20 protein-coding genes are annotated in these 16,337 nt (G+C 66.9%); 13 read left to right on the top strand and 7 right to left on the bottom strand.

Annotation, left to right across the window (positions count from 1 at the left end; genetic code table 11):
• Positions 1-10: 10 nt before the first annotated feature.
• Positions 11-1,231 (bottom strand): helix-turn-helix domain-containing protein, encoded by a 1,221-nt coding sequence (locus AC1DYS_RS30270; protein WP_477905491.1) that lies wholly within the window; start codon positions 1,229-1,231, stop codon positions 11-13.
• 192 nt (positions 1,232-1,423) lie between these two features.
• Here AC1DYS_RS30270 and AC1DYS_RS30265 point away from each other — a divergent pair, with 192 nt between their 5' ends.
• Positions 1,424-1,807 carry a YybH family protein gene (locus tag AC1DYS_RS30265; RefSeq protein ID WP_477905489.1) on the top strand — a complete coding sequence of 128 codons (384 nt, stop codon included), beginning with the start codon at positions 1,424-1,426 and terminating at the stop codon, positions 1,805-1,807.
• A gap of 34 nt (positions 1,808-1,841) precedes the next feature.
• On the opposite strand, the gene AC1DYS_RS30260 is transcribed toward AC1DYS_RS30265, so the two are convergent.
• The 3 genes from AC1DYS_RS30260 to AC1DYS_RS30250 all read right to left on the bottom strand — a co-directional run bounded on the left by AC1DYS_RS30260 (position 1,842) and on the right by AC1DYS_RS30250 (position 3,393).
• Positions 1,842-2,522: an alpha/beta hydrolase family protein gene (locus tag AC1DYS_RS30260; protein ID WP_477905487.1), complete on the bottom strand. Its 681-nt coding sequence runs from the start codon at positions 2,520-2,522 to the stop codon at positions 1,842-1,844.
• Positions 2,523-2,557: 35 nt separating this feature from the next.
• On the bottom strand, positions 2,558-2,857 hold the full coding sequence (locus AC1DYS_RS30255; RefSeq protein WP_477905485.1) for a hypothetical protein: 300 nt from the start codon (positions 2,855-2,857) through the stop codon (positions 2,558-2,560).
• A gap of 101 nt (positions 2,858-2,958) precedes the next feature.
• Positions 2,959-3,393, bottom strand: coding sequence for a YciI family protein (locus AC1DYS_RS30250; protein WP_477905483.1), 435 nt, complete (start codon positions 3,391-3,393; stop codon positions 2,959-2,961).
• A 149-nt stretch (positions 3,394-3,542) separates the two neighbouring features.
• On the opposite strand from AC1DYS_RS30250, the gene AC1DYS_RS30245 reads away from it, so the two are divergent.
• The 5 genes from AC1DYS_RS30245 (at position 3,543) to AC1DYS_RS30225 (ending at position 7,270) form a co-directional block, all read left to right on the top strand.
• Positions 3,543-3,785, top strand: a complete 243-nt coding sequence (locus AC1DYS_RS30245; protein WP_477905481.1) for a glutaredoxin family protein — start codon at positions 3,543-3,545, stop codon at positions 3,783-3,785.
• A 20-nt stretch (positions 3,786-3,805) separates the two neighbouring features.
• A complete protein-coding gene (locus tag AC1DYS_RS30240) occupies positions 3,806-4,063 on the top strand; it encodes a hypothetical protein (protein WP_477905479.1) in 258 nt (85 codons plus the stop codon).
• 28 nt (positions 4,064-4,091) lie between these two features.
• Entirely contained in the window at positions 4,092-4,796 is a 705-nt protein-coding gene (locus tag AC1DYS_RS30235) for an NUDIX hydrolase (RefSeq protein ID WP_477905477.1), read from the top strand.
• Positions 4,797-4,838: 42 nt separating this feature from the next.
• On the top strand, positions 4,839-5,498 hold the full coding sequence (locus AC1DYS_RS30230) for a dioxygenase family protein (protein ID WP_477905475.1): 660 nt from the start codon (positions 4,839-4,841) through the stop codon (positions 5,496-5,498).
• 215 nt (positions 5,499-5,713) lie between these two features.
• Complete coding sequence (locus AC1DYS_RS30225) at positions 5,714-7,270, top strand: methyl-accepting chemotaxis protein (RefSeq protein WP_477905473.1); 1,557 nt, start codon at positions 5,714-5,716, stop codon at positions 7,268-7,270.
• A gap of 34 nt (positions 7,271-7,304) precedes the next feature.
• On the opposite strand, the gene AC1DYS_RS30220 is transcribed toward AC1DYS_RS30225, so the two are convergent.
• Entirely contained in the window at positions 7,305-7,733 is a 429-nt protein-coding gene (locus AC1DYS_RS30220) for a VOC family protein (protein WP_477905471.1), read from the bottom strand.
• A 235-nt stretch (positions 7,734-7,968) separates the two neighbouring features.
• Between AC1DYS_RS30220 and AC1DYS_RS30215 the strand changes: the two genes are divergently transcribed.
• The 7 genes from AC1DYS_RS30215 to AC1DYS_RS30185 all read left to right on the top strand — a co-directional run bounded on the left by AC1DYS_RS30215 (position 7,969) and on the right by AC1DYS_RS30185 (position 14,245).
• A complete protein-coding gene (locus AC1DYS_RS30215; protein WP_477905469.1) occupies positions 7,969-8,532 on the top strand; it encodes a histidine phosphatase family protein in 564 nt (187 codons plus the stop codon).
• A gap of 215 nt (positions 8,533-8,747) precedes the next feature.
• A complete protein-coding gene (locus AC1DYS_RS30210; protein WP_477905467.1) occupies positions 8,748-9,278 on the top strand; it encodes a glycine zipper domain-containing protein in 531 nt (176 codons plus the stop codon).
• Positions 9,279-9,510: 232 nt separating this feature from the next.
• Positions 9,511-10,278: a substrate-binding periplasmic protein gene (locus AC1DYS_RS30205; protein WP_477905465.1), complete on the top strand. Its 768-nt coding sequence runs from the start codon at positions 9,511-9,513 to the stop codon at positions 10,276-10,278.
• The gene (locus AC1DYS_RS30200; protein ID WP_477905463.1) at positions 10,275-12,284 is read left to right on the top strand and encodes an ATP-binding protein; all 2,010 of its coding nucleotides are present in this window, start codon (positions 10,275-10,277) and stop codon (positions 12,282-12,284) included. Before AC1DYS_RS30205 ends, AC1DYS_RS30200 begins: the two co-directional genes overlap by 4 nt.
• A gap of 229 nt (positions 12,285-12,513) precedes the next feature.
• Positions 12,514-13,191: a CsgG/HfaB family protein gene (locus AC1DYS_RS30195; RefSeq protein ID WP_477905461.1), complete on the top strand. Its 678-nt coding sequence runs from the start codon at positions 12,514-12,516 to the stop codon at positions 13,189-13,191.
• Positions 13,188-13,574 carry a DUF4810 domain-containing protein gene (locus AC1DYS_RS30190; RefSeq protein ID WP_477905459.1) on the top strand — a complete coding sequence of 129 codons (387 nt, stop codon included), beginning with the start codon at positions 13,188-13,190 and terminating at the stop codon, positions 13,572-13,574. The genes AC1DYS_RS30195 and AC1DYS_RS30190 overlap by 4 nt, the downstream gene beginning before the upstream one ends.
• The gene (locus AC1DYS_RS30185; protein WP_477905457.1) at positions 13,571-14,245 is read left to right on the top strand and encodes a DUF799 domain-containing protein; all 675 of its coding nucleotides are present in this window, start codon (positions 13,571-13,573) and stop codon (positions 14,243-14,245) included. Before AC1DYS_RS30190 ends, AC1DYS_RS30185 begins: the two co-directional genes overlap by 4 nt.
• Here AC1DYS_RS30185 and AC1DYS_RS30180 read toward each other — a convergent pair.
• Both AC1DYS_RS30180 and AC1DYS_RS30175 read right to left on the bottom strand, forming a co-directional pair.
• Complete coding sequence (locus AC1DYS_RS30180; RefSeq protein WP_477905455.1) at positions 14,182-15,153, bottom strand: class I SAM-dependent methyltransferase; 972 nt, start codon at positions 15,151-15,153, stop codon at positions 14,182-14,184. The two genes, AC1DYS_RS30185 and AC1DYS_RS30180, sit on opposite strands and share 64 nt — an antisense overlap.
• A gap of 84 nt (positions 15,154-15,237) precedes the next feature.
• The gene (locus AC1DYS_RS30175; RefSeq protein ID WP_477905453.1) at positions 15,238-16,329 is read right to left on the bottom strand and encodes a M23 family metallopeptidase; all 1,092 of its coding nucleotides are present in this window, start codon (positions 16,327-16,329) and stop codon (positions 15,238-15,240) included.
• Positions 16,330-16,337 lie beyond the last annotated feature (8 nt).

Genomic DNA, 16,337 nt, shown 5'->3' with positions numbered 1-16,337 from the left:
GGAAACCAATTTACGTGAGTGCCAGCGCCGTGGGGAGTAACAAGTTCGTCGCGAATCCGGCCAGCGGCGGCGCGAGCCAGCGCTGCGCCCGCGCCCGCCCGATGGCACGCACGCGCCCGGCCGCCTCCAGCTCGACGAGCGCACGCTGCACCGTGCGCTGGCTCGCCCCGAGCGCCAACGACAAGGCCGAGGTCGACCACGCCGCGCCATCGGCCAGCAGCGCCAGCAGCGAGGCGCCCTCGCCATCGATCGGTGGCAACAGCACCACCACGCTGCGCTGGCCCAGCGGCGTGAGCGCAAAGCCGCGCGCACTCGCCTCGATACGCGCCAGCGGCAACGCGAGCTTGCGCAGGCGACCGATCTCCACGCGCAGCCGCGCACGGTGTGTCTCGTCAGGGTCGCGGGTGCGGAATGCATGCGCGATCAGGGCATCGCGGTCCACATCGCCTGGCCATGCCTCAGCCAGCGCGCGGGCCAGCGCAAAGAGCACCGGCCGTCGTGCCAGCGGCAGCCACATGTCGCCGGCCCGCAGGCCATGGCGGCAGGCATCGGCCACCAGCGCGCCCGAGGCAAGCAAGGCTTCGACCTCGCCCAGGCGCAGTAGCTTCTCTTGCCCGGCCTGCAAGCCACGCGCCGCGGGGCGCTCGAACGCCGCGCGCGCTTCGAGCACCTCGGCCAGCAAGGCGGGCACGCGTGCGCGTTCGGCCGCCTCGCGGGCGCGGGCCAATGCAGCCTGCGCTGGCGCGGTGCGCAGCGAACGCAGCGCCACTTCCGCCGCCGCGAGCTCGGCTACCGCCTGCAGCGCGGGCGGCGAGCCACGCGCATCGAGCACTGAGAGGGCAGCAGCCGCTTCGTCGATGCGGCCGAGCAGGAGCAAACGGCGCACCGCAATCAGCCGTGCATGCAGCGCGTTCGCACGGTCGGCCCGTGCCTCCAGCGCAGCCGCCGCGGCGGCCAGCGTGCGCGGCGATCCGCCCAGGTCACGCATGGCCAACGCCACCTCGGCCTCGGCCACCACGCAGCGCGCGTGCGCCAGCTCTTCGTGCGTACCGAACCCACGGGCAGCCCGCCGCAGCAGCTCGCGGGCCCGCGGGTGTTCGCCGAGCTGCGCCATCGCGATGCCGCGCAACGCGAGTGCCGGCGGGTCGTCACGCAGCGCAACGTGTTTGAGTGCGCCGAGCATGTCGCCACCGGCGAGAGCACGCGCAGCCGCGGCAATCAGGGAATCCATCGCGACAGGCTACCGCATGGAACTGCAGCGATGACTTGCGCCTGGCGGGCGTGAACCGAGCAAGGGAATTCCTACATCACATGCCGCCACTTGCCGATGTGATCGCCACGACTCGGTGATCACGATGAACCTTCGTCCACACGCCCATGGAGGTCCGTCATGTCCGCAGATTCATCAGAATTCAAGGAGTTCATGAAGCAGCGCCAGGCCGTAGCTCTTGCCTATGTCACAGGCAATGCCGCGCCGCTGAAAGAGATCGCTGCCCACAAGTCACCCGTCACGTTCTTCGGCCCCGGTGGAGGATTTGAACAAGGCGCTCAAAAGGTATGGGCAACCCACCAGCAAGGCGCCTCACGCTTCACCGCGGGCAGTGAGACCCATCTCGAAATTCTTCACATGGCAGCCGACGAGAACATCGCCTACTGGGTCGGCATCCAGCACGCGAAGGCTCGCATGCAGGACAAGCCGGAGCCCGTTCCGATGGACTTGCGCGTGACCGAGATATTTCGTCGCGACGACGGTCAGTGGAAATTGATTCATCGCCACGCCGACATGCTGGTCGACAAGAAGCAGTGAAGCCGGGGCGCCGGCACCGCCACAGGCCACAGCCTCAATTCAAAGAGGCGACCCACTCCGCCACGGCGTCTGCCAGGGCGATCAAAGTGGCTGCGTCGGTCGTGCCGCTGCGCGCCCGCACGTGAAACGCATGGTCGGCGTCGTCGAACACCGAGAGCGTCGCGCGCTCGCCCAATGGTGCGAGTGCCTCTCGCAGCAAGCCAAGGTCGGCCAGCGCGTCGCGTGAGCCTTGCAGAAACAGCATCGGGCATTGCACCGTTGTCAGATGCGCTGCGCGGTCTACCCCTGGCTTGCCGGCAGGATGAAGCGGGAAGCCGACGAACACCAAGCCGCGCACGCCTTCCAGCGGTGACGCGGCTTGTGCCTGCGAGGTCATGCGCCCGCCGAACGATTTGCCGCCTGCAAACAGCGGCAGCTCAGGCAGACGGCGGCGTGCTTCGGCCACCGCGGCACGCACGGTGGCCTGGGCGACCGCGGGTGAGTCAGGGCGCTTGCTGCCGCTCTCCATGAAAGGAAACTGGTAGCGCAACGTGGCGATGCCGCGCTGCGCCAGCTCAGCCACGAACGCGGCCATGAACGAGTGCGCCATGCCGGCACCGGCGCCGTGTGCGAACACGTAGCAGGCGGTCGCGCCCTCGGGGGTCATGAGCAGGGCCGACACATCGCCGGTGTGGGGCACCGACACCTTCAGCGACTGGGTTGTTGGCATGGGCATGGAGGTTCTCGTCTGTGATGCGATAAGCAGGCCGATCAGTCCCGAGGGTCGCCGAAGTGTGCAAAGAATTCTTCAACGAAGCGCTGTGATCCAGTCAAGGTCAGCGTGACCGCGTGCCACTCGCCGCCCTCCACGTTCACCTGCAGATCGTGATCCCAGTCCATGCCGTCGTCGGCCGAACCGTGCGTGTGAGGAAACCGCTGCCACGCCCAGTCCAGCACCTGCTGCACCTCGGCCATGACGGCAGCATGCTGCTCGGTCGAGGTGGAAGCCATGGCCTCCAGCGTGGTGATGCCTTCCGCGTCGTCGCTGAGGTCGAAGCTGAGGTAGTGCATGGGGACTGCGTCAAGCGGTGATGGACTCCGCATTGTGTGCGTCCGAACAGCCCACTGAACGGCGCCGACGCTGTCGGCGCGTCAGCGTCGCCCAGTCCGACTCAGCCTTGCTTTTTCTGCGCCTCGACCTCCGCGCGCAATCGGTCTTCCTGGGCTCGCAGTTCCGGCGTGAGCGCATCGCCGAAGTCTTCGGCACTGAAGATCTGGCGGATCTCGATTTCCGATTCGCCTGGCATCGGGTTCGGGCAGCGCTTCACCCAGTCGATGGCCTCCTGCATCGAGGCGCATTTCCAGATCCAGAAGCCGGCGACCAGTTCATTGGTCGCGGCGAACGGCCCGTCGATCACCTCGCGGTTCTTGCCCGAGAAGCGCACGCGGGCGCCTTTGGAGCTGGGGTGCAGGCCTTYGCCGGCCTCCATCACGCCAGCCTTGACCAGTTCTTCGTTGAAGCGGCCCATCTCGGCGAACATCTGTTCGCTGGGCATCACGCCGGCTTCGCTGTTCTTGTCAGCCTTGACGAGGATCATGAATCGCATGGTGTTCTCCTTTGGTGGGTGTGGAATGAGGGTGTTCAAACCTACGACGAACCAGCCAGCGCGTTTTCGACACCGGACTCCGCGTCCGTTGCAATTTGCCTAGCCACCAGCTGCCATGGGGGCATCAGCGCCCACCTAAACTGCCACCCATGAACCTGAAGATCGACGTCTACTCCAAGTCCGCCTGCCCGCAGTGCGATGCAGCCAAGATGCTGCTCAAGTCACGCTCGCTCGAATTCAACGAGATCGTGATCGAGGACGAACCGGATCGCATGGCCTTCTACGCAAAGTGTGGGCCGTCGGTGCGGCAGATGCCACAGGTCTTCATCAACGACCAACGCGTCGGCGGTGTCGAAGGCCTGCGCGCCGCCCTGGCGCAGCTCGCTCGCTAGTCGCACCCACTGGCTCGGTGATGAAGTATGAGATCACCCGACAAGGCCACCGACTGGAGGCCATCGGCGCGCACAGCGGCTACCGCATCCGCATCTCCACCGTCGCCGAATCACCCGTGGCCCTCTGGCCGGTGAGCGTGCACGTGCGGGGCTCCGAGAGCGAAGACGAGGTGCCCGTCGAGGTGCCCGAGCGGCACCTCTCCAATGCCACCGAGGCGCTCGACCATGGGTACGACTGCGCCGTGCTGTGGATCGACGCGCTGGACCATCGGCGCTGAGCCGCCCGGCCCGCTCCAGCCCTGCCGCATGACGAGCCTCCCTGCCCCAGGCCATCGCAACTTGCCACGCAACGAGCAGCTCAAGGCATCGATCCAGACCCAGCTGCAGGCATTCGACGTACAAAACGCGGCAGCCGATCGCCAAGGCCCGCCGCTTCACGCGGCAGCCGTGGCCATCGCCATCATCGACGAAGGTCATGGCGCCGACCTGCCCGCGCTCCCTTATCACGACACGTGGAGCACGCAGGCATCACTGCTCCTGACGCGGCGCTCCCTGCACCTGCGCAACCATCCCGGCCAGTGGGCGCTGCCTGGTGGCCGCATCGACGTGGGCGAGACCGCCGAAGAGGCCGCCCTGCGCGAGATGGCCGAAGAGGTCAACCTGTCTCTCGATGCCAGCGCCGTCATGGGCCGGCTCGACGACTACGTCACCCGTTCGGGCTTCGTCATCACGCCCATCGTCGTGTGGGCGGGCAGCGCGCGTGACCTCTCGCCCAACCTTGCAGAAGTGGCAAGCATCCACCGCATTCCCATCGCCGAGTTCTTGCGTGCCGACTCGCCCATGCTGGAACGCATCGAGCAAAGCGAACACGAGGTGTTGCGCATGCCCGTGGGCAGTGACTGGATCGCTGCACCCACCGCGGCGCTGATCTACCAGTTCCGCGAGGTGTGCATCGAAGGCCGGCGCACCCGCGTCTCGCATTTCGAGCAGCCGGTGTTTGCCTGGAAGTAGCCGCAGGCAGGAACCTCGGACCGGCGCCCCACTCGAATGCCCATGACGACACCTCCCATCGATCGCGCAGCGCGCCGGCGCAGCCTGCAGACCCTTGCCGGTGCGGGCACGCTGCTCGCGCTCCCCTCGCTCGCATTGGCGCAGCTGCCCGGCATGACCGAAGGCCCTTTCTACCCCTCGGCCGAATGGCGCTCGCGCCAGCTCGACTGGGACGCCGACCTCACCCGCGTCACGCGCGCGGCGAGCAGCAACACACCCCGCGCCGCCGGTGAGTGGCTCGACCTCGGCGGCCGCGTGGCCGACGCGCGCGGCCGCCCGATCGACGGTGCCGAGATCGAGATCTGGCAGTGCGACGTCTACGGCAGCTACCGCCACCCACGCGGCGCAGGCAGCCGGGTCGACGAAGCCTTCCAGGGCTTCGGCAGCACGCGCAGCGATGCGCAGGGCCTCTACCGCTTTCGCACCATCAAGCCTGTGCCCTACCCCGGCCGCACGCCGCACATCCACGTGCGGCTGCGGCACGCGAGCTTCGGTGAAGTTACATCGCAACTCTTCATCGCCGGTGAACCGGCCAACGAGCGCGACGGCCTCTATCGCAGCCTCTCCGCCACCGAGCGCGCCGGGGTCGACATGCCGCTGCAGAAGGCGCCCGCCGGGTCGGCGGTGGTGTGGGTGGCCGAGCGGGCATTGGCAGTCGGCTAGGCGTTGCCGCCGGCTGCAGACTTGCTGCAGCCGTACGTGATACCGCGTAGCACTCACGCATTCGCCGCACGAATGCGGTGGGATGTCGCGTTCTTGCGCCTCAAGTGGCGGGGCTGCGTGTCGAAAACTGATTGAACGGAGCGGCCCCGTCTCGTGGGCGTGGCGCTTCTCGATCAAGCCATTCGCATCAACGCCAGATCGCCACCGAGGCCCTTATGTTCAGACTAAATTCCCTCAGCATCACCAAGCGACTAGGGCTTGTCATTGGAAGCGCCCTGCTGGGCATCGTGATCCTCGCGGCCGCCTTTCTGGTCTCGGAACGCAAGCTGATCCTCGACGAGCGCAAGAGCAGCGTGCGCCAGACCGTTGAAGTGGCGCACGGCCTGCTGGTGCACTTTCAAGACCAGGTGAGCAAGGGCAAGCTGAGCGAGGAAGAAGGCAAGCAGCGGGCCCTCGCCGCCATCAAGGCCCTGCGCTACAGCGGCGCCGAGTATTTCTGGATCAACGACATGCACCCCAAGATGGTGATGCATGCCGCCAAACCCGAGCTCGACGGCAAGGACCTCACCGAGAACAAGGACCCCACCGGCAAGCACCTGTTCGTGGAGTTCGTCAACACGGTCAAGGCCAGCGGCGCCGGCTTCGTGTTCTACATGTGGCCCAAGCCGGGCAGCGAGCAGCCGGTCCAGAAGGTTTCGTACGTCAAGGGCTTCGAGCCCTGGGGCTGGGTTATCGGCTCGGGCGTGTACATCGACACGGTGAACGCTGCCATCATGGAGCGCGTGGTCGGCATGTCCGTCGCGTCGCTGCTGCTGGCGGCCGTGCTACTCGCCATCGGCCTCCTGGTGGCCCGCAGCCTGCTGCGCGAACTCGGCGGCGAGACGGCCTACGCGACCGAGATCACCAAGCGCATTGCCGCCGGTGACCTGAGCGCCGAGATCGCGCTCAAGCCCAACGACGAGTCGAGCTTGCTGCATGCCATCAAGTCGATGCGCGACGCCTTCTCGGGCATCGTGCTGCGCGTTCGCCAAGGCTCCGAATCGGTGGCCACGGCCAGCTCTGAAATCGCCCAGGGCAACCTCGACCTGAGCCAGCGCACCGAAGAGCAGGCCTCGTCGCTCGAGCAAACCGCCGCGTCGATGGAGCAGCTCGGCGCCACCGTCAAGCAGAACGCCGACAACGCCAAGCAGGCGAACCAGCTGGCCCAAGGCGCATCGACCGTCGCGGTCTCAGGGGGCGCCATCGTGGGCGACGTCGTCAAGACCATGAAGGGCATCAACGACAGCTCGAAGAAGATCTCCGACATCATCGGCGTCATCGACGGCATCGCCTTCCAGACCAACATCCTCGCGCTCAACGCCGCGGTGGAAGCCGCACGCGCCGGCGAGCAAGGCCGTGGCTTCGCGGTCGTGGCCTCCGAGGTGCGCAGCCTGGCCGGCCGCTCGGCCGAGGCCGCCAAGGAGATCAAGAAGCTCATCAACGACAGCGTGGAACGTGTCGAACAAGGAACGGCGCTGGTCGACAGGGCCGGCGTCACCATGACCGAGGTCGTGAGCTCGATCAAGCGCGTGACCGACATCATGCAAGAGATCACCGCCGCGAGCGTCGAGCAGAGCCAGGGCGTCTCGCAGGTGGGAGATGCGGTGACGCAGATGGACCAGGTCACGCAGCAGAACGCTGCGCTGGTCGAAGAAAGCGCTGCAGCCGCCGAGAGCCTGAAGCTTCAGGCGCAGCAGCTGGTGCAGGTGGTGTCGGTGTTCAAGCTGAGCTGAATGCCTTAGGCCAGGCGCGGCCTGAGCGGCCCGCTCAGAACGTCACACGGACCGACGGCGCGCTGCGCTTCGCGGGGCCGTGGAACACGGCCTCGATGTTGTTGCCGTCCGGGTCCAGCACGAAGGCGGCGAAGTAGCCCGGGTGGTACGGGCGCTCGCCCGGCTTGCCGTTCTCGCGCCCGCCGTTCTCGAGCGCTGCCTTGTAGAACGCCTCGACCATCGCATGGTCCTCCGCCTGGAAGGCCAGGTGGTGCCGGCCGGTGAGAGCACCCTGCGCCGCCTTGCTTTGCGCGGTGGACACGAACAACTCGTCGGCCCAGAAGTAGTCTTCACCGGTGCCACCCATCGGCACCTTCAGCGCCTTGAACACCGCCTCGTAAAAACGCTGGCTGGCGGGCAGGTCGCGCACGACGAGCTGGATGTGGTCGATCAGTCGGCCACGATGAAGTTCTTGTGTTTCCATGGCAAGGCTCCTTGTGTGGGGGTGCTTCGCAACATGGTAGGCACGCCGGCTCGGCGAGGGTGACATCTCCCGGTTCCGGACAGGGGTGAGATCCCGGTCGAGGTCTGCGGCATGCGCCTTGCTCGACATGCTGTTCCCTACAGACGACTCGGGCTCGGTGCCGACGCTACGCTGTGGCCTCCAAGCCCTGCACGCAATTCGTGGCGCAGCTTGAAGAGTCAGGAGCGCAAGCGTGATGCACCGACGTGACCTGTTGATCGTGGCGGCCGCCATGCCGTGGTCCGCGTGGGCCGACAACGAGCAAGACGTGGCTGCGCGGCTGGCCGCCGGTGGCGCTGTCATTGCGTTCCGCCATGCGCTGGCACCCGGCGTCTACGACCCGCCGGGCTTTCGCGTCAACGAATGCGGCACCCAACGTAATCTCAACGACGAGGGGCGAGCGCAGGCGCAGCGCATCGGTGAATGGTTCACCCGCCGCGGTCTCTCACCTGCGGCGGTGCGCTCGAGCCCCTGGTGCCGCTGCCTCGACACCGCGCGCCTCGCATTCCGCCGCGCCGAGCCGTGGGCTGCGCTCGGCTCGCCCCGCGCGTGCACCGAAGAAACGAACCAGGCCGCGTTGAGCGAATTGCGCCGCGCGCTCGCCGCTGCAACGGCACAGCCCGGCCGCTTCGAGGCATGGGTCACGCACCAGTTCGTGTTGTCCGCGTTCGTGGGGAACAGTATCGCGTCCGGCGAAGGGTTGCTGCTCACTGCGGGGCCCGACGGCAAACCGCAGGTCGTGGGCCGCCTCGCAATCTGACCGCGAGAGCCTGCCAAATCACCGCGATTTGTCGGGTCTTTTCTTGTGGGCGATCCCTGACAAGAACGTGAGGCCGCGCCCTGCGGCGCAATGGGCCAGCGCCTGTCGGCAGTTGCGTGGGGCCCCGCCTATTCTGAGGACTCCTGCAACACGCGCTGTCACGAGAGACAGGGGCAACACCCCCGATGGCGGCGCAAGTCAACAAGGAGTTTTCCATGAGAGAGCGAAACGAAGACAAGCCCACGATGCGTGACGACAAGGACTCGCGTCCGGTGGCCAAGGGCGTCGGCGCAGCGGTCGGCGGCGCCACTGGTGGTGTGCTCGGCGGTGCAGCCGCGGGTGCGACCGTCGGCGGCATGACCGGGCCGGTCGGCGCGGCCGTGGGTGCGGTGGTCGGCGCCGTGGCCGGTGCGGTGGCTGGCAACAGCGTCTCCAAGGCCTTCGACCCTGCGGTCGAAGACGCCTACTGGCGCGACAACTATTCCACCCGGCCCTATGTGTCGGGCGGTGCAACCTATGACGACTACGGCCCGGCCTACCGCTATGGCTTGGACTCGTACTCGCGCTACCCAGGCCGCAACTTCGACGACGTCGAGTCCGACCTCCACCGCGATTGGGGCACCGCGCGCGGACGCTCCTCGCTGGAGTGGGACAACGCCAAGCACGCGACACGTGACGCATGGCATCGCGTGAGCAACACCGTGGAACGCGCGATCCCGGGCGACTCCGACCGCGACGGCCGGTAAGCCTGCGTGACAAGGGGCCCGGAGCGCGGTGACGCGCCCCGGGCCTTTTCATTGGTCGTTGACTGAGGGCAGCGCGGGGCTTGAATCCGCGCCCCATACCGGCTCCAATCGCCGTTAGCCATCGCTGGTAATTACCCTCACCATGCGATTCGCTGTTATGTGATCCTTGGCGCCACGGTCGCGCACTCGCCGGTCGGCCCTGGGGTACACGCCGAAGGAGGAAGAAGCGGCCATGCGGTTCCTTGCCGGATCGTTTCTGCACGGCACCGTGAGCCTGCTCATGGCCGCGACGGCCTGCGCCGCGGAGCCGATGCACCTGGTGAGCCTGGAGTTCGCCCCGTACTACACGATCATCGAACCGGGGAAGCCGCAGTCCGGTTTCTCCTTCGAGCTTCTTCAGGAGCTGGCTCGGAGAGTCGGCTCATCACCCGAGGTCGAGGTCTTGCCGGTCGCCCGAGCCGTCGATGCCATGATGAAAACGCCCAATCGGATGGGCACCGCGACGCGCACCGAGTTGCGCGAGCCGCTGTTTACCTGGATCGCCGAGGTAGCCACCGATCAGCTCGTCATCGCGACGCCGCGAGGCAAGCGCGTGGCCCGGCTCACCGACCTTCCCAAGGACGCCCGGCTGGGCGTGCTGATGGCCTCCACCATGCAGCAGCGCGCCACTGACAACGGGTTCACGCAGGTCGCGCCGGTGCGCACCGAAAGCCTGAACCTCGCCAAGCTGCAAGAAGGCCGCCTCGACGCCTGGCTGAGTTACGCGAGCCTGATCAAGTACGAATGCGCCAAGGCCGGCTGTTCGCCAGACAGCATCGAGTACTCCGAACCCTTCGGGCTGTTTCACTTCTACCTCGTCACCTCGAAGGACACGAAGGAAGAGGTGTACGCGCCCTACCGCGACGCCTTTCGCGCCATGCGCAAGGACGGCAGCTACGACAAACTCATCCGCAAATACAACGGCATGGTGACGCCTGCAGCAGCCGAGCCGGCGAGATGAGCGGACTCTTCGCGCGCCTGCGCGATTCGGCCAACCGCACGGTCAGCGCTGAACTGCCCTTCTGGCGCAGCCGCATCGGCCGCCGCCTGCTGCTGAGCATCCTCGCCTTCAGCACGCTCGTCACGCTGGCCATCACCGCCTTCGACCTGTACCTCGACTACCGCGTCGGCCTCGCCGCCATCGACAAGGAGCTGACGAGCATCCAGACCGGCTATGCCGCCCCGCTGGGCGAAAGCCTGTGGAACCTCGACAAGGAGCAGATCGCCGTGCAGGTGCGCGGCATTGCCGCGTTGACGGACATCCGCTACGTCGAGGTGCGCAACACGGCCGGCCCGACCGCGCTCGTCGTCGCCGCAGGCAAGCGCGTCGAGGGCGCCGCCGAACGACGCGACATTCCACTCACCTGCGATTGCGCCGGAGACCAGCGGACCATCGGCGTGCTGCACATCGAGGCGGCGCTCGATGGCCTGTACCAGAGCCTCTTCCAGCGCGCGTCGATCATCCTCGGGGGCGAGGCTTTCAAGATCTTCCTGACCGCCGCCTTCGTGCTCTTCATCGTGCACCGCCTGGTCACGCGCCGCCTGCTCGACTTCACCCACGCCATACGCGACTTCGCGCCCGGCACCTCGTGGTCGCCGCGATGGCGGCGCGACCCGGCGCCACGCGACAAGGCCGACGAACTCGATGAACTTGGAGAGGCCTTCAATGCGCTGGGCGAGCAGGTCGTGCGCGAGATGGCCGAACAGCACCGGGCGGAAGCCGAGCTCACGCGCCACAAAGACCTTCTGGAAGAAACCGTCCAGGAGCGCACCTCCGAGCTGATGCTCGCGCGCGACGCGGCGGAGGCGGCCAGCAAGGCCAAGAGCACCTTCCTCTCGAACATGAGCCACGAGATCCGCACGCCGATGAACGCCATCGTCGGGATCTCGCACCTGATGCACAGCGAGGCTCTGCTGCCGCAGCAGCGCGGCCAGATCGACAAGATCAATGCCGCCGCACAGCACCTGCTCGGCATCATCAACGACATCCTCGACTTCTCGCGCATCGAAGCCGGCAAGCTGCAACTCGAGGATGCAGACGTCGAGCTGAAGGAGGTGTTCCGCAGCATTCATGCGCTGATCGAAGACAAGGCCGCCGACAAGCGCATCGATGTCGTCACGCGCCTCGACTCGGCATTGCCGGTGGCCATTCGCGGCGACCGCATGCGCCTGGAGCAGATCCTGCTCAACTTCGCCAACAACGCCGTCAAGTTCACCAAACAAGGAAGCGTGACCTTGCTCGCGCACGCCGTAGCCTCCTCGAGCGCCGATACCGTCGGCATCCGATTTGAAGTGACCGACACCGGCATCGGCATGACTCCTCAACAAAGCGCGCGCCTGTTCCGCGCGTTCGAGCAGGCAGACGTCTCGACCACACGCCACTACGGCGGCACCGGCCTCGGGCTCGCCATCTCCAAGCAGCTTGCCGAACTGATGGGCGGCACGGTCGGCGTCGAGAGCGTCGCGGGCCAGGGCAGCACCTTCTGGTTCGAGGCCAGCTTCGTTCCCGTGGCAGAAAGTGCGCTCGTCCGCTCGTCCGCCAAGCTCGACAAGGCGCTCGACCTGACACCGCTCAACGGGCGTCACGTCTTGCTGGCCGAAGACAACCCGATCAACCAGGAGGTGGCGATCCACCTGCTGCGCCACGCCGGCCTGGTCGTCGACCTCGCCGACGACGGCCTCGCGGCCATCGAGCTGGCGCGACGCAACGACTACGACCTGGTGCTCATGGACATGCAGATGCCGCACATGGACGGCATTGCCGCGACAACCCACATCCTGCGCCTGCCCGGCCGGGAGAGCCTGCGCATCCTGGCCATGACCGCCAACGCCTTCGAAGCCGACCGCCGAACCTGCATCGACGCGGGCATGGTCGATCACGTTCCCAAGCCGGTCAATCCGAAAGACCTGTACGCCGCGCTGCTGCGCTGGCTGCCCCATCCGCCTGCGCGGCAGCAAGTCGTTTAGTCGAACCGGCAAGGTTGGGATCAGCAATGCAGATGAGTTGCTTCGCGCCGTCTTTGAAAAACGCGCCGCAGGCTTGCCAACGAATCTGTTCACAAAGCCACGAAAGCCCTGTCCGCCTCGTTCCTTGAGGGTCGGCGACCGCATCAACGGCCATCTGCATCCGTAGACTGCGCGCCAGCACCGGGAGCCACGAAACCCCGGCTCACAAAAATCCTCGAGGGAGTTTTCCATGATGCATCGCCACTCGGCCGCGCTTGCGGCCGCCTGTGTTCTCGCCTTCACGGGCTGCGCGACCGAGAGCTCACGCTCGATCCAGGTCGAGAAGGTCCAAGCCGCTGCGGCACCGTATACAGGCGTGCGCACTCCCATCACCGTCGGGCGGTTCGACAACCGTTCGAACTTCATGCGCGGTGTCTTCTCCGACGGCGTCGACCGTCTGGGCAGCCAGGCCAAGACCACTCTCGTCTCCCACTTGCAGCAGTCGCAGCGCTTCAGCGTGCTCGATCGCGACAACATGGCCGAGACAAGCCAGGAAGCCAAGCTGCAAGGCACGGCACAAACGCTGCGCGGCGCTTCGTATGTGGTCACCGGCGACATCTCGGAGTTCGGCCGCAAGGAAGTCGGCGACCGTCAGTTCTTCGGCGTGCTGGGCCGCGGCAAGTCGCAGGTTGCGTATGCCAAGGTCACGCTCAACATCGTCAACAGCCTCACCTCCGAAGTCGTGTTCTCGGCGCGTGGTGCCGGCGAACACGAACTCTCCAACCGCGAAGTCCTCGGCTTCGGTGGCACGGCCAGCTACGACTCCACGCTCAATGGCAAGGTGCTCGACCTCGCCATGCGCGAGGCCGTCAACAACCTGGTGGCTGGCAAGGACGCCAACCAATGGGGACAAGAGGTCCGTCGATGAGCCGCGCCACCTCGGCGCGCCTGCTGTTGGCGGGCGCCTGCGTCGCCCTGCTAGCCGGCTGCGCCCATCGCGCCCAGCCGCCGCTGTACATGTGGGAGAAATTTCCTCGCCAGCAGTACGACACCTTGCTGGCCCACGGCGCACCGCCCTTGTCTCAGATCGAAGAGATGGAGGCGCACATCGAAAAGGCGCGCTCGAAGAACGCTGCCCTTCCGCCTGGATTCCGGGCTCACCTGGGCCTGCTCAAGCTGTCGGCCGGCGACGCCGCCAAGGCGCGCGACCTGTGGCTCGAAGAGAAGCTCGCGTTCCCGGAATCGGCGCCCTACATGGACCAATTGCTCAAGCGCCTGGACGGGCCGGCCAAAGTGGAGAAGTCAGCATGAGCTCGTTTCGATTGCCCCTCTGCGCCTTGGCGCTGTCGCTCCTCATGCTGGGAGGCTGCGCGACGAAGGCTCCGCCCTACGACTACAGCGCGTTCATGAAGGCCAAGCCGGCCTCGCTGCTCGTCCTGCCGCCGGTCAACGATTCACCCGAAGTGAGCGCGACGCCAGGCGTCTGGTCGCAAGCTACGCGGCCCCTGGCCGAAGCGGGCTACTACGTGCTGCCGGTGACGTTGGTGGACGAGACGCTGCGCCAGAACGGCGTGACGTCGGCCAACGACGTTCAAGAGATCCCGCTGCAGAAGTTGCGCGAATACTTCGGTGCCGATGCCGCGGTCTACATGAAGGTGCGCAAGTACGGCACCAGCTACGCAGTGATCTCGAGCGAAACGCTGGTTGAAGTCGAAGCGCGCATCGTCGATCTGCGAACTGGCGAACTGCTCTGGCAGGGCCAGGCCCGCGCCACGTCGGCCGAGCAGCAACAGCAGTCGCAAGGCGGCTTGGTTGGTCTACTCGTGACGGCACTCGTCAAGCAGATCGTGGGAACGGCCACCGACGCTTCATACAACTACGCAGGCATTGCCAGCTATCGCATGCTGGGCGCACCTCGCTACAACGGCGTGCCAGCAGGGCCGCGGTCACCGCTGTTTGGGCAACCTCCGCCAGCGCAGTAAGTGCGTGGTCTTGGCGGACTGGTGCGAGCCGAGATCTGATCGAGCGCGGCTCGCTTTTCAGGGAGCCCGCCCACCACCAGGCGTGTCACGCCGCCCAGGCGGTACATGCCGTCCGCTTCGCGATACCGCTCTGCCTCGGCCAACATGTCTCGCCGCCATGCCGTGCTGACCGACTCCGGCTGGTCGGACAGCATGCGGGCGAATCCGAAGGCGAGGCACCACTCGACCAAACCATCGGGCGTTGCAGCTTCCATCAATGCCGTGGTGAGTTCTTCTTCGTGGTCGACCGAGAAGCCCACACCAGTGAGGTCGATGCGGAAGGTCTCCGCCGCGGCGTAGCGGAAGGGACCGGGCGCCGCGCTGTCGATCGCGGGTGGCTGCACGTGCCTGGCGAGAACGGCCCGCGGCAGCCAACACCACGACACCTGCTCCGGCGCGGCCCACAAGGCCGCGACGATCTTGCCTCCGGGCCGCAGGCATCGCCGTACCGACTCCAGGGCCTGGCGAGGGCGATTGAAAAACATGAGGCCCCAGCGACACAGCGCAGCGTCGAACGCTTGCTCCGGCACGCCCGCGAGGGTTTCGCCATCGGTCACGTGGAGGCGCAGGTTCGTCACGGACTCGGCGGCCGCTTTTGCTCTGGCGAAGTCCAGCATGGAGTCCGAAATGTCGGTGCCGAGGACGAAGCCGTCCGGCGCCGCGCGGGCCGCAGCGCGCACCGCCGGTTCGCCCCGCCCTGTGGCGATGTCCAGCACCCGCGACCCGGGCTGCACGCCCGCGAGGTCGAGCATGCGTTCGCTGATGTGCGCCGAGAGCCGCTGCTCATCGTCGTCGTAGCGCTGCCAGGCCTCCACGATGGTCAGTGGGCGGCTCGGGGACTCGGGCGGGGGCGCGTTGGGGTGTTCCATTCGGGCCAGGATAAAACACCGCGGCGCTGGAGCAAATGGCACAGCGAGCGTGCCGTCGCGGTCAGCAGGGCCAGGCGCTTGCGCTCAGCGCTCATCGAACAGGAGCACCGAGTTCGGCTCCGGGTGCGCCATCGTCATGGCACCGCAGCAGCCTGGCGGGCGAGGCCACGCGACACCACGCTCGGCATCGTCGACCGATGCGTAGCGACCCAGCGCCTCGAAGCGCATCCACACGAACGGCACGCCCTCTGCATGCAGCGTCGAGTCGGTATCGGCAACGTGGAAGTGAAGGTGCGGCCCCGATGAGTTGATGCCCGAACGGCCGAGCCGCGCGATGACATCGCCCCGCGCCACCCGCTGCCCCGGCTTGACGAGGATGCTGCCCGAGCGCAGGTGCTCGTAGAAGGCATGGCGCCCGCCACCCAGGTCGAGCGCGATGTAGTTGCCGGCGACGTCATCGGCCGTCATGCCGGTATGCGACGGCGTGTCGGCCCGCAACTCATCGGCCCGGCCATCGCGCACCTTGGCAATCACGCCGTCGGCCACCGCGAGCACGTCGGCCCCGAGGCCATGCCAACGCTCGAAGTCCTGCAGAGACGCGCCAGGGCGGCCTTCACGATCGAGCCGAATCAAGTCGACGGCGAAGCGTGCGGGGATGGCGCGGCGGCCGGCGTGCGAGAAGGTGGCCTGGCGGTGGCCGAAGCGCATGGTGGGGTCGTAGACAGCGACCCAAGGGCCGCCGCGCAGCGGAGGCGACAGCGCGACGGTTGCACGCGCGTTGACCGTAGCCGCCCCACCCTCGACCGCGCCGGTGTCGGCGCCCACGCGATGCACGAGTCGCGTGCCGGGTGCGATCGACACCGGCTGCCAGAAGTACACCAGCGCCAGGCCGCTGGCCGGCAGTTGGCACGCGGGCCGTTTGCGGGCCGGTGGTTCCAGCGCTTCGAACTGCTTGCACAGCGTGTCGCCCTCGAGCAGCAACAACCGCCGCGCCGGATCGCCGGTGAGCACCTCCACCGAGCCGATCGTCATCGGCTCCGTGCCGGAGTTGCGCAGGTGCAGCTCATAGACCAGGTGATCCACCGCCCCGACCCGCACCGCCACCGGCGCCTGCGGCACCTCCATCTGCAGGGTCGCGGTCTGCGCACCGACGCCACCCGCCAAGGCCATCAGCATGACTATCC

The sequence above is a fragment of the Rhizobacter sp. P2_G4 genome, from assembly GCF_056403575.1.
The sequence above is the reverse complement of the archived record's forward strand: the minus strand, read 5'-3'. Positions and strand labels throughout refer to the sequence as shown.

What these genes read in the sequence shown, in the direction of transcription:
- AC1DYS_RS30230 (WP_477905475.1), top strand. Translation starts at nt 4,839, where the DNA reads ATGACGACACCTCCCATCGATCGCGCAGCGCGCCGGCGCAGCCTGCAG.
- AC1DYS_RS30260 (WP_477905487.1), bottom strand. Translation starts at nt 2,522, where the DNA reads ATGCCCATGCCAACAACCCAGTCGCTGAAGGTGTCGGTGCCCCACACC.
- AC1DYS_RS30195 (WP_477905461.1), top strand. Translation starts at nt 12,514, where the DNA reads ATGATGCATCGCCACTCGGCCGCGCTTGCGGCCGCCTGTGTTCTCGCC.
- AC1DYS_RS30240 (WP_477905479.1), top strand. Translation starts at nt 3,806, where the DNA reads ATGAAGTATGAGATCACCCGACAAGGCCACCGACTGGAGGCCATCGGC.
- AC1DYS_RS30265 (WP_477905489.1), top strand. Translation starts at nt 1,424, where the DNA reads ATGAAGCAGCGCCAGGCCGTAGCTCTTGCCTATGTCACAGGCAATGCC.
- AC1DYS_RS30270 (WP_477905491.1), bottom strand. Translation starts at nt 1,231, where the DNA reads ATGGATTCCCTGATTGCCGCGGCTGCGCGTGCTCTCGCCGGTGGCGAC.
- AC1DYS_RS30185 (WP_477905457.1), top strand. Translation starts at nt 13,571, where the DNA reads ATGAGCTCGTTTCGATTGCCCCTCTGCGCCTTGGCGCTGTCGCTCCTC.
- AC1DYS_RS30200 (WP_477905463.1), top strand. Translation starts at nt 10,275, where the DNA reads ATGAGCGGACTCTTCGCGCGCCTGCGCGATTCGGCCAACCGCACGGTC.
- AC1DYS_RS30255 (WP_477905485.1), bottom strand. Translation starts at nt 2,857, where the DNA reads ATGCACTACCTCAGCTTCGACCTCAGCGACGACGCGGAAGGCATCACC.
- AC1DYS_RS30225 (WP_477905473.1), top strand. Translation starts at nt 5,714, where the DNA reads ATGTTCAGACTAAATTCCCTCAGCATCACCAAGCGACTAGGGCTTGTC.
- AC1DYS_RS30175 (WP_477905453.1), bottom strand. Translation starts at nt 16,329, where the DNA reads ATGCTGATGGCCTTGGCGGGTGGCGTCGGTGCGCAGACCGCGACCCTG.
- AC1DYS_RS30210 (WP_477905467.1), top strand. Translation starts at nt 8,748, where the DNA reads ATGAGAGAGCGAAACGAAGACAAGCCCACGATGCGTGACGACAAGGAC.
- AC1DYS_RS30220 (WP_477905471.1), bottom strand. Translation starts at nt 7,733, where the DNA reads ATGGAAACACAAGAACTTCATCGTGGCCGACTGATCGACCACATCCAG.
- AC1DYS_RS30235 (WP_477905477.1), top strand. Translation starts at nt 4,092, where the DNA reads ATGACGAGCCTCCCTGCCCCAGGCCATCGCAACTTGCCACGCAACGAG.
- AC1DYS_RS30205 (WP_477905465.1), top strand. Translation starts at nt 9,511, where the DNA reads ATGCGGTTCCTTGCCGGATCGTTTCTGCACGGCACCGTGAGCCTGCTC.
- AC1DYS_RS30215 (WP_477905469.1), top strand. Translation starts at nt 7,969, where the DNA reads ATGCACCGACGTGACCTGTTGATCGTGGCGGCCGCCATGCCGTGGTCC.
- AC1DYS_RS30245 (WP_477905481.1), top strand. Translation starts at nt 3,543, where the DNA reads ATGAACCTGAAGATCGACGTCTACTCCAAGTCCGCCTGCCCGCAGTGC.
- AC1DYS_RS30180 (WP_477905455.1), bottom strand. Translation starts at nt 15,153, where the DNA reads ATGGAACACCCCAACGCGCCCCCGCCCGAGTCCCCGAGCCGCCCACTG.
- AC1DYS_RS30190 (WP_477905459.1), top strand. Translation starts at nt 13,188, where the DNA reads ATGAGCCGCGCCACCTCGGCGCGCCTGCTGTTGGCGGGCGCCTGCGTC.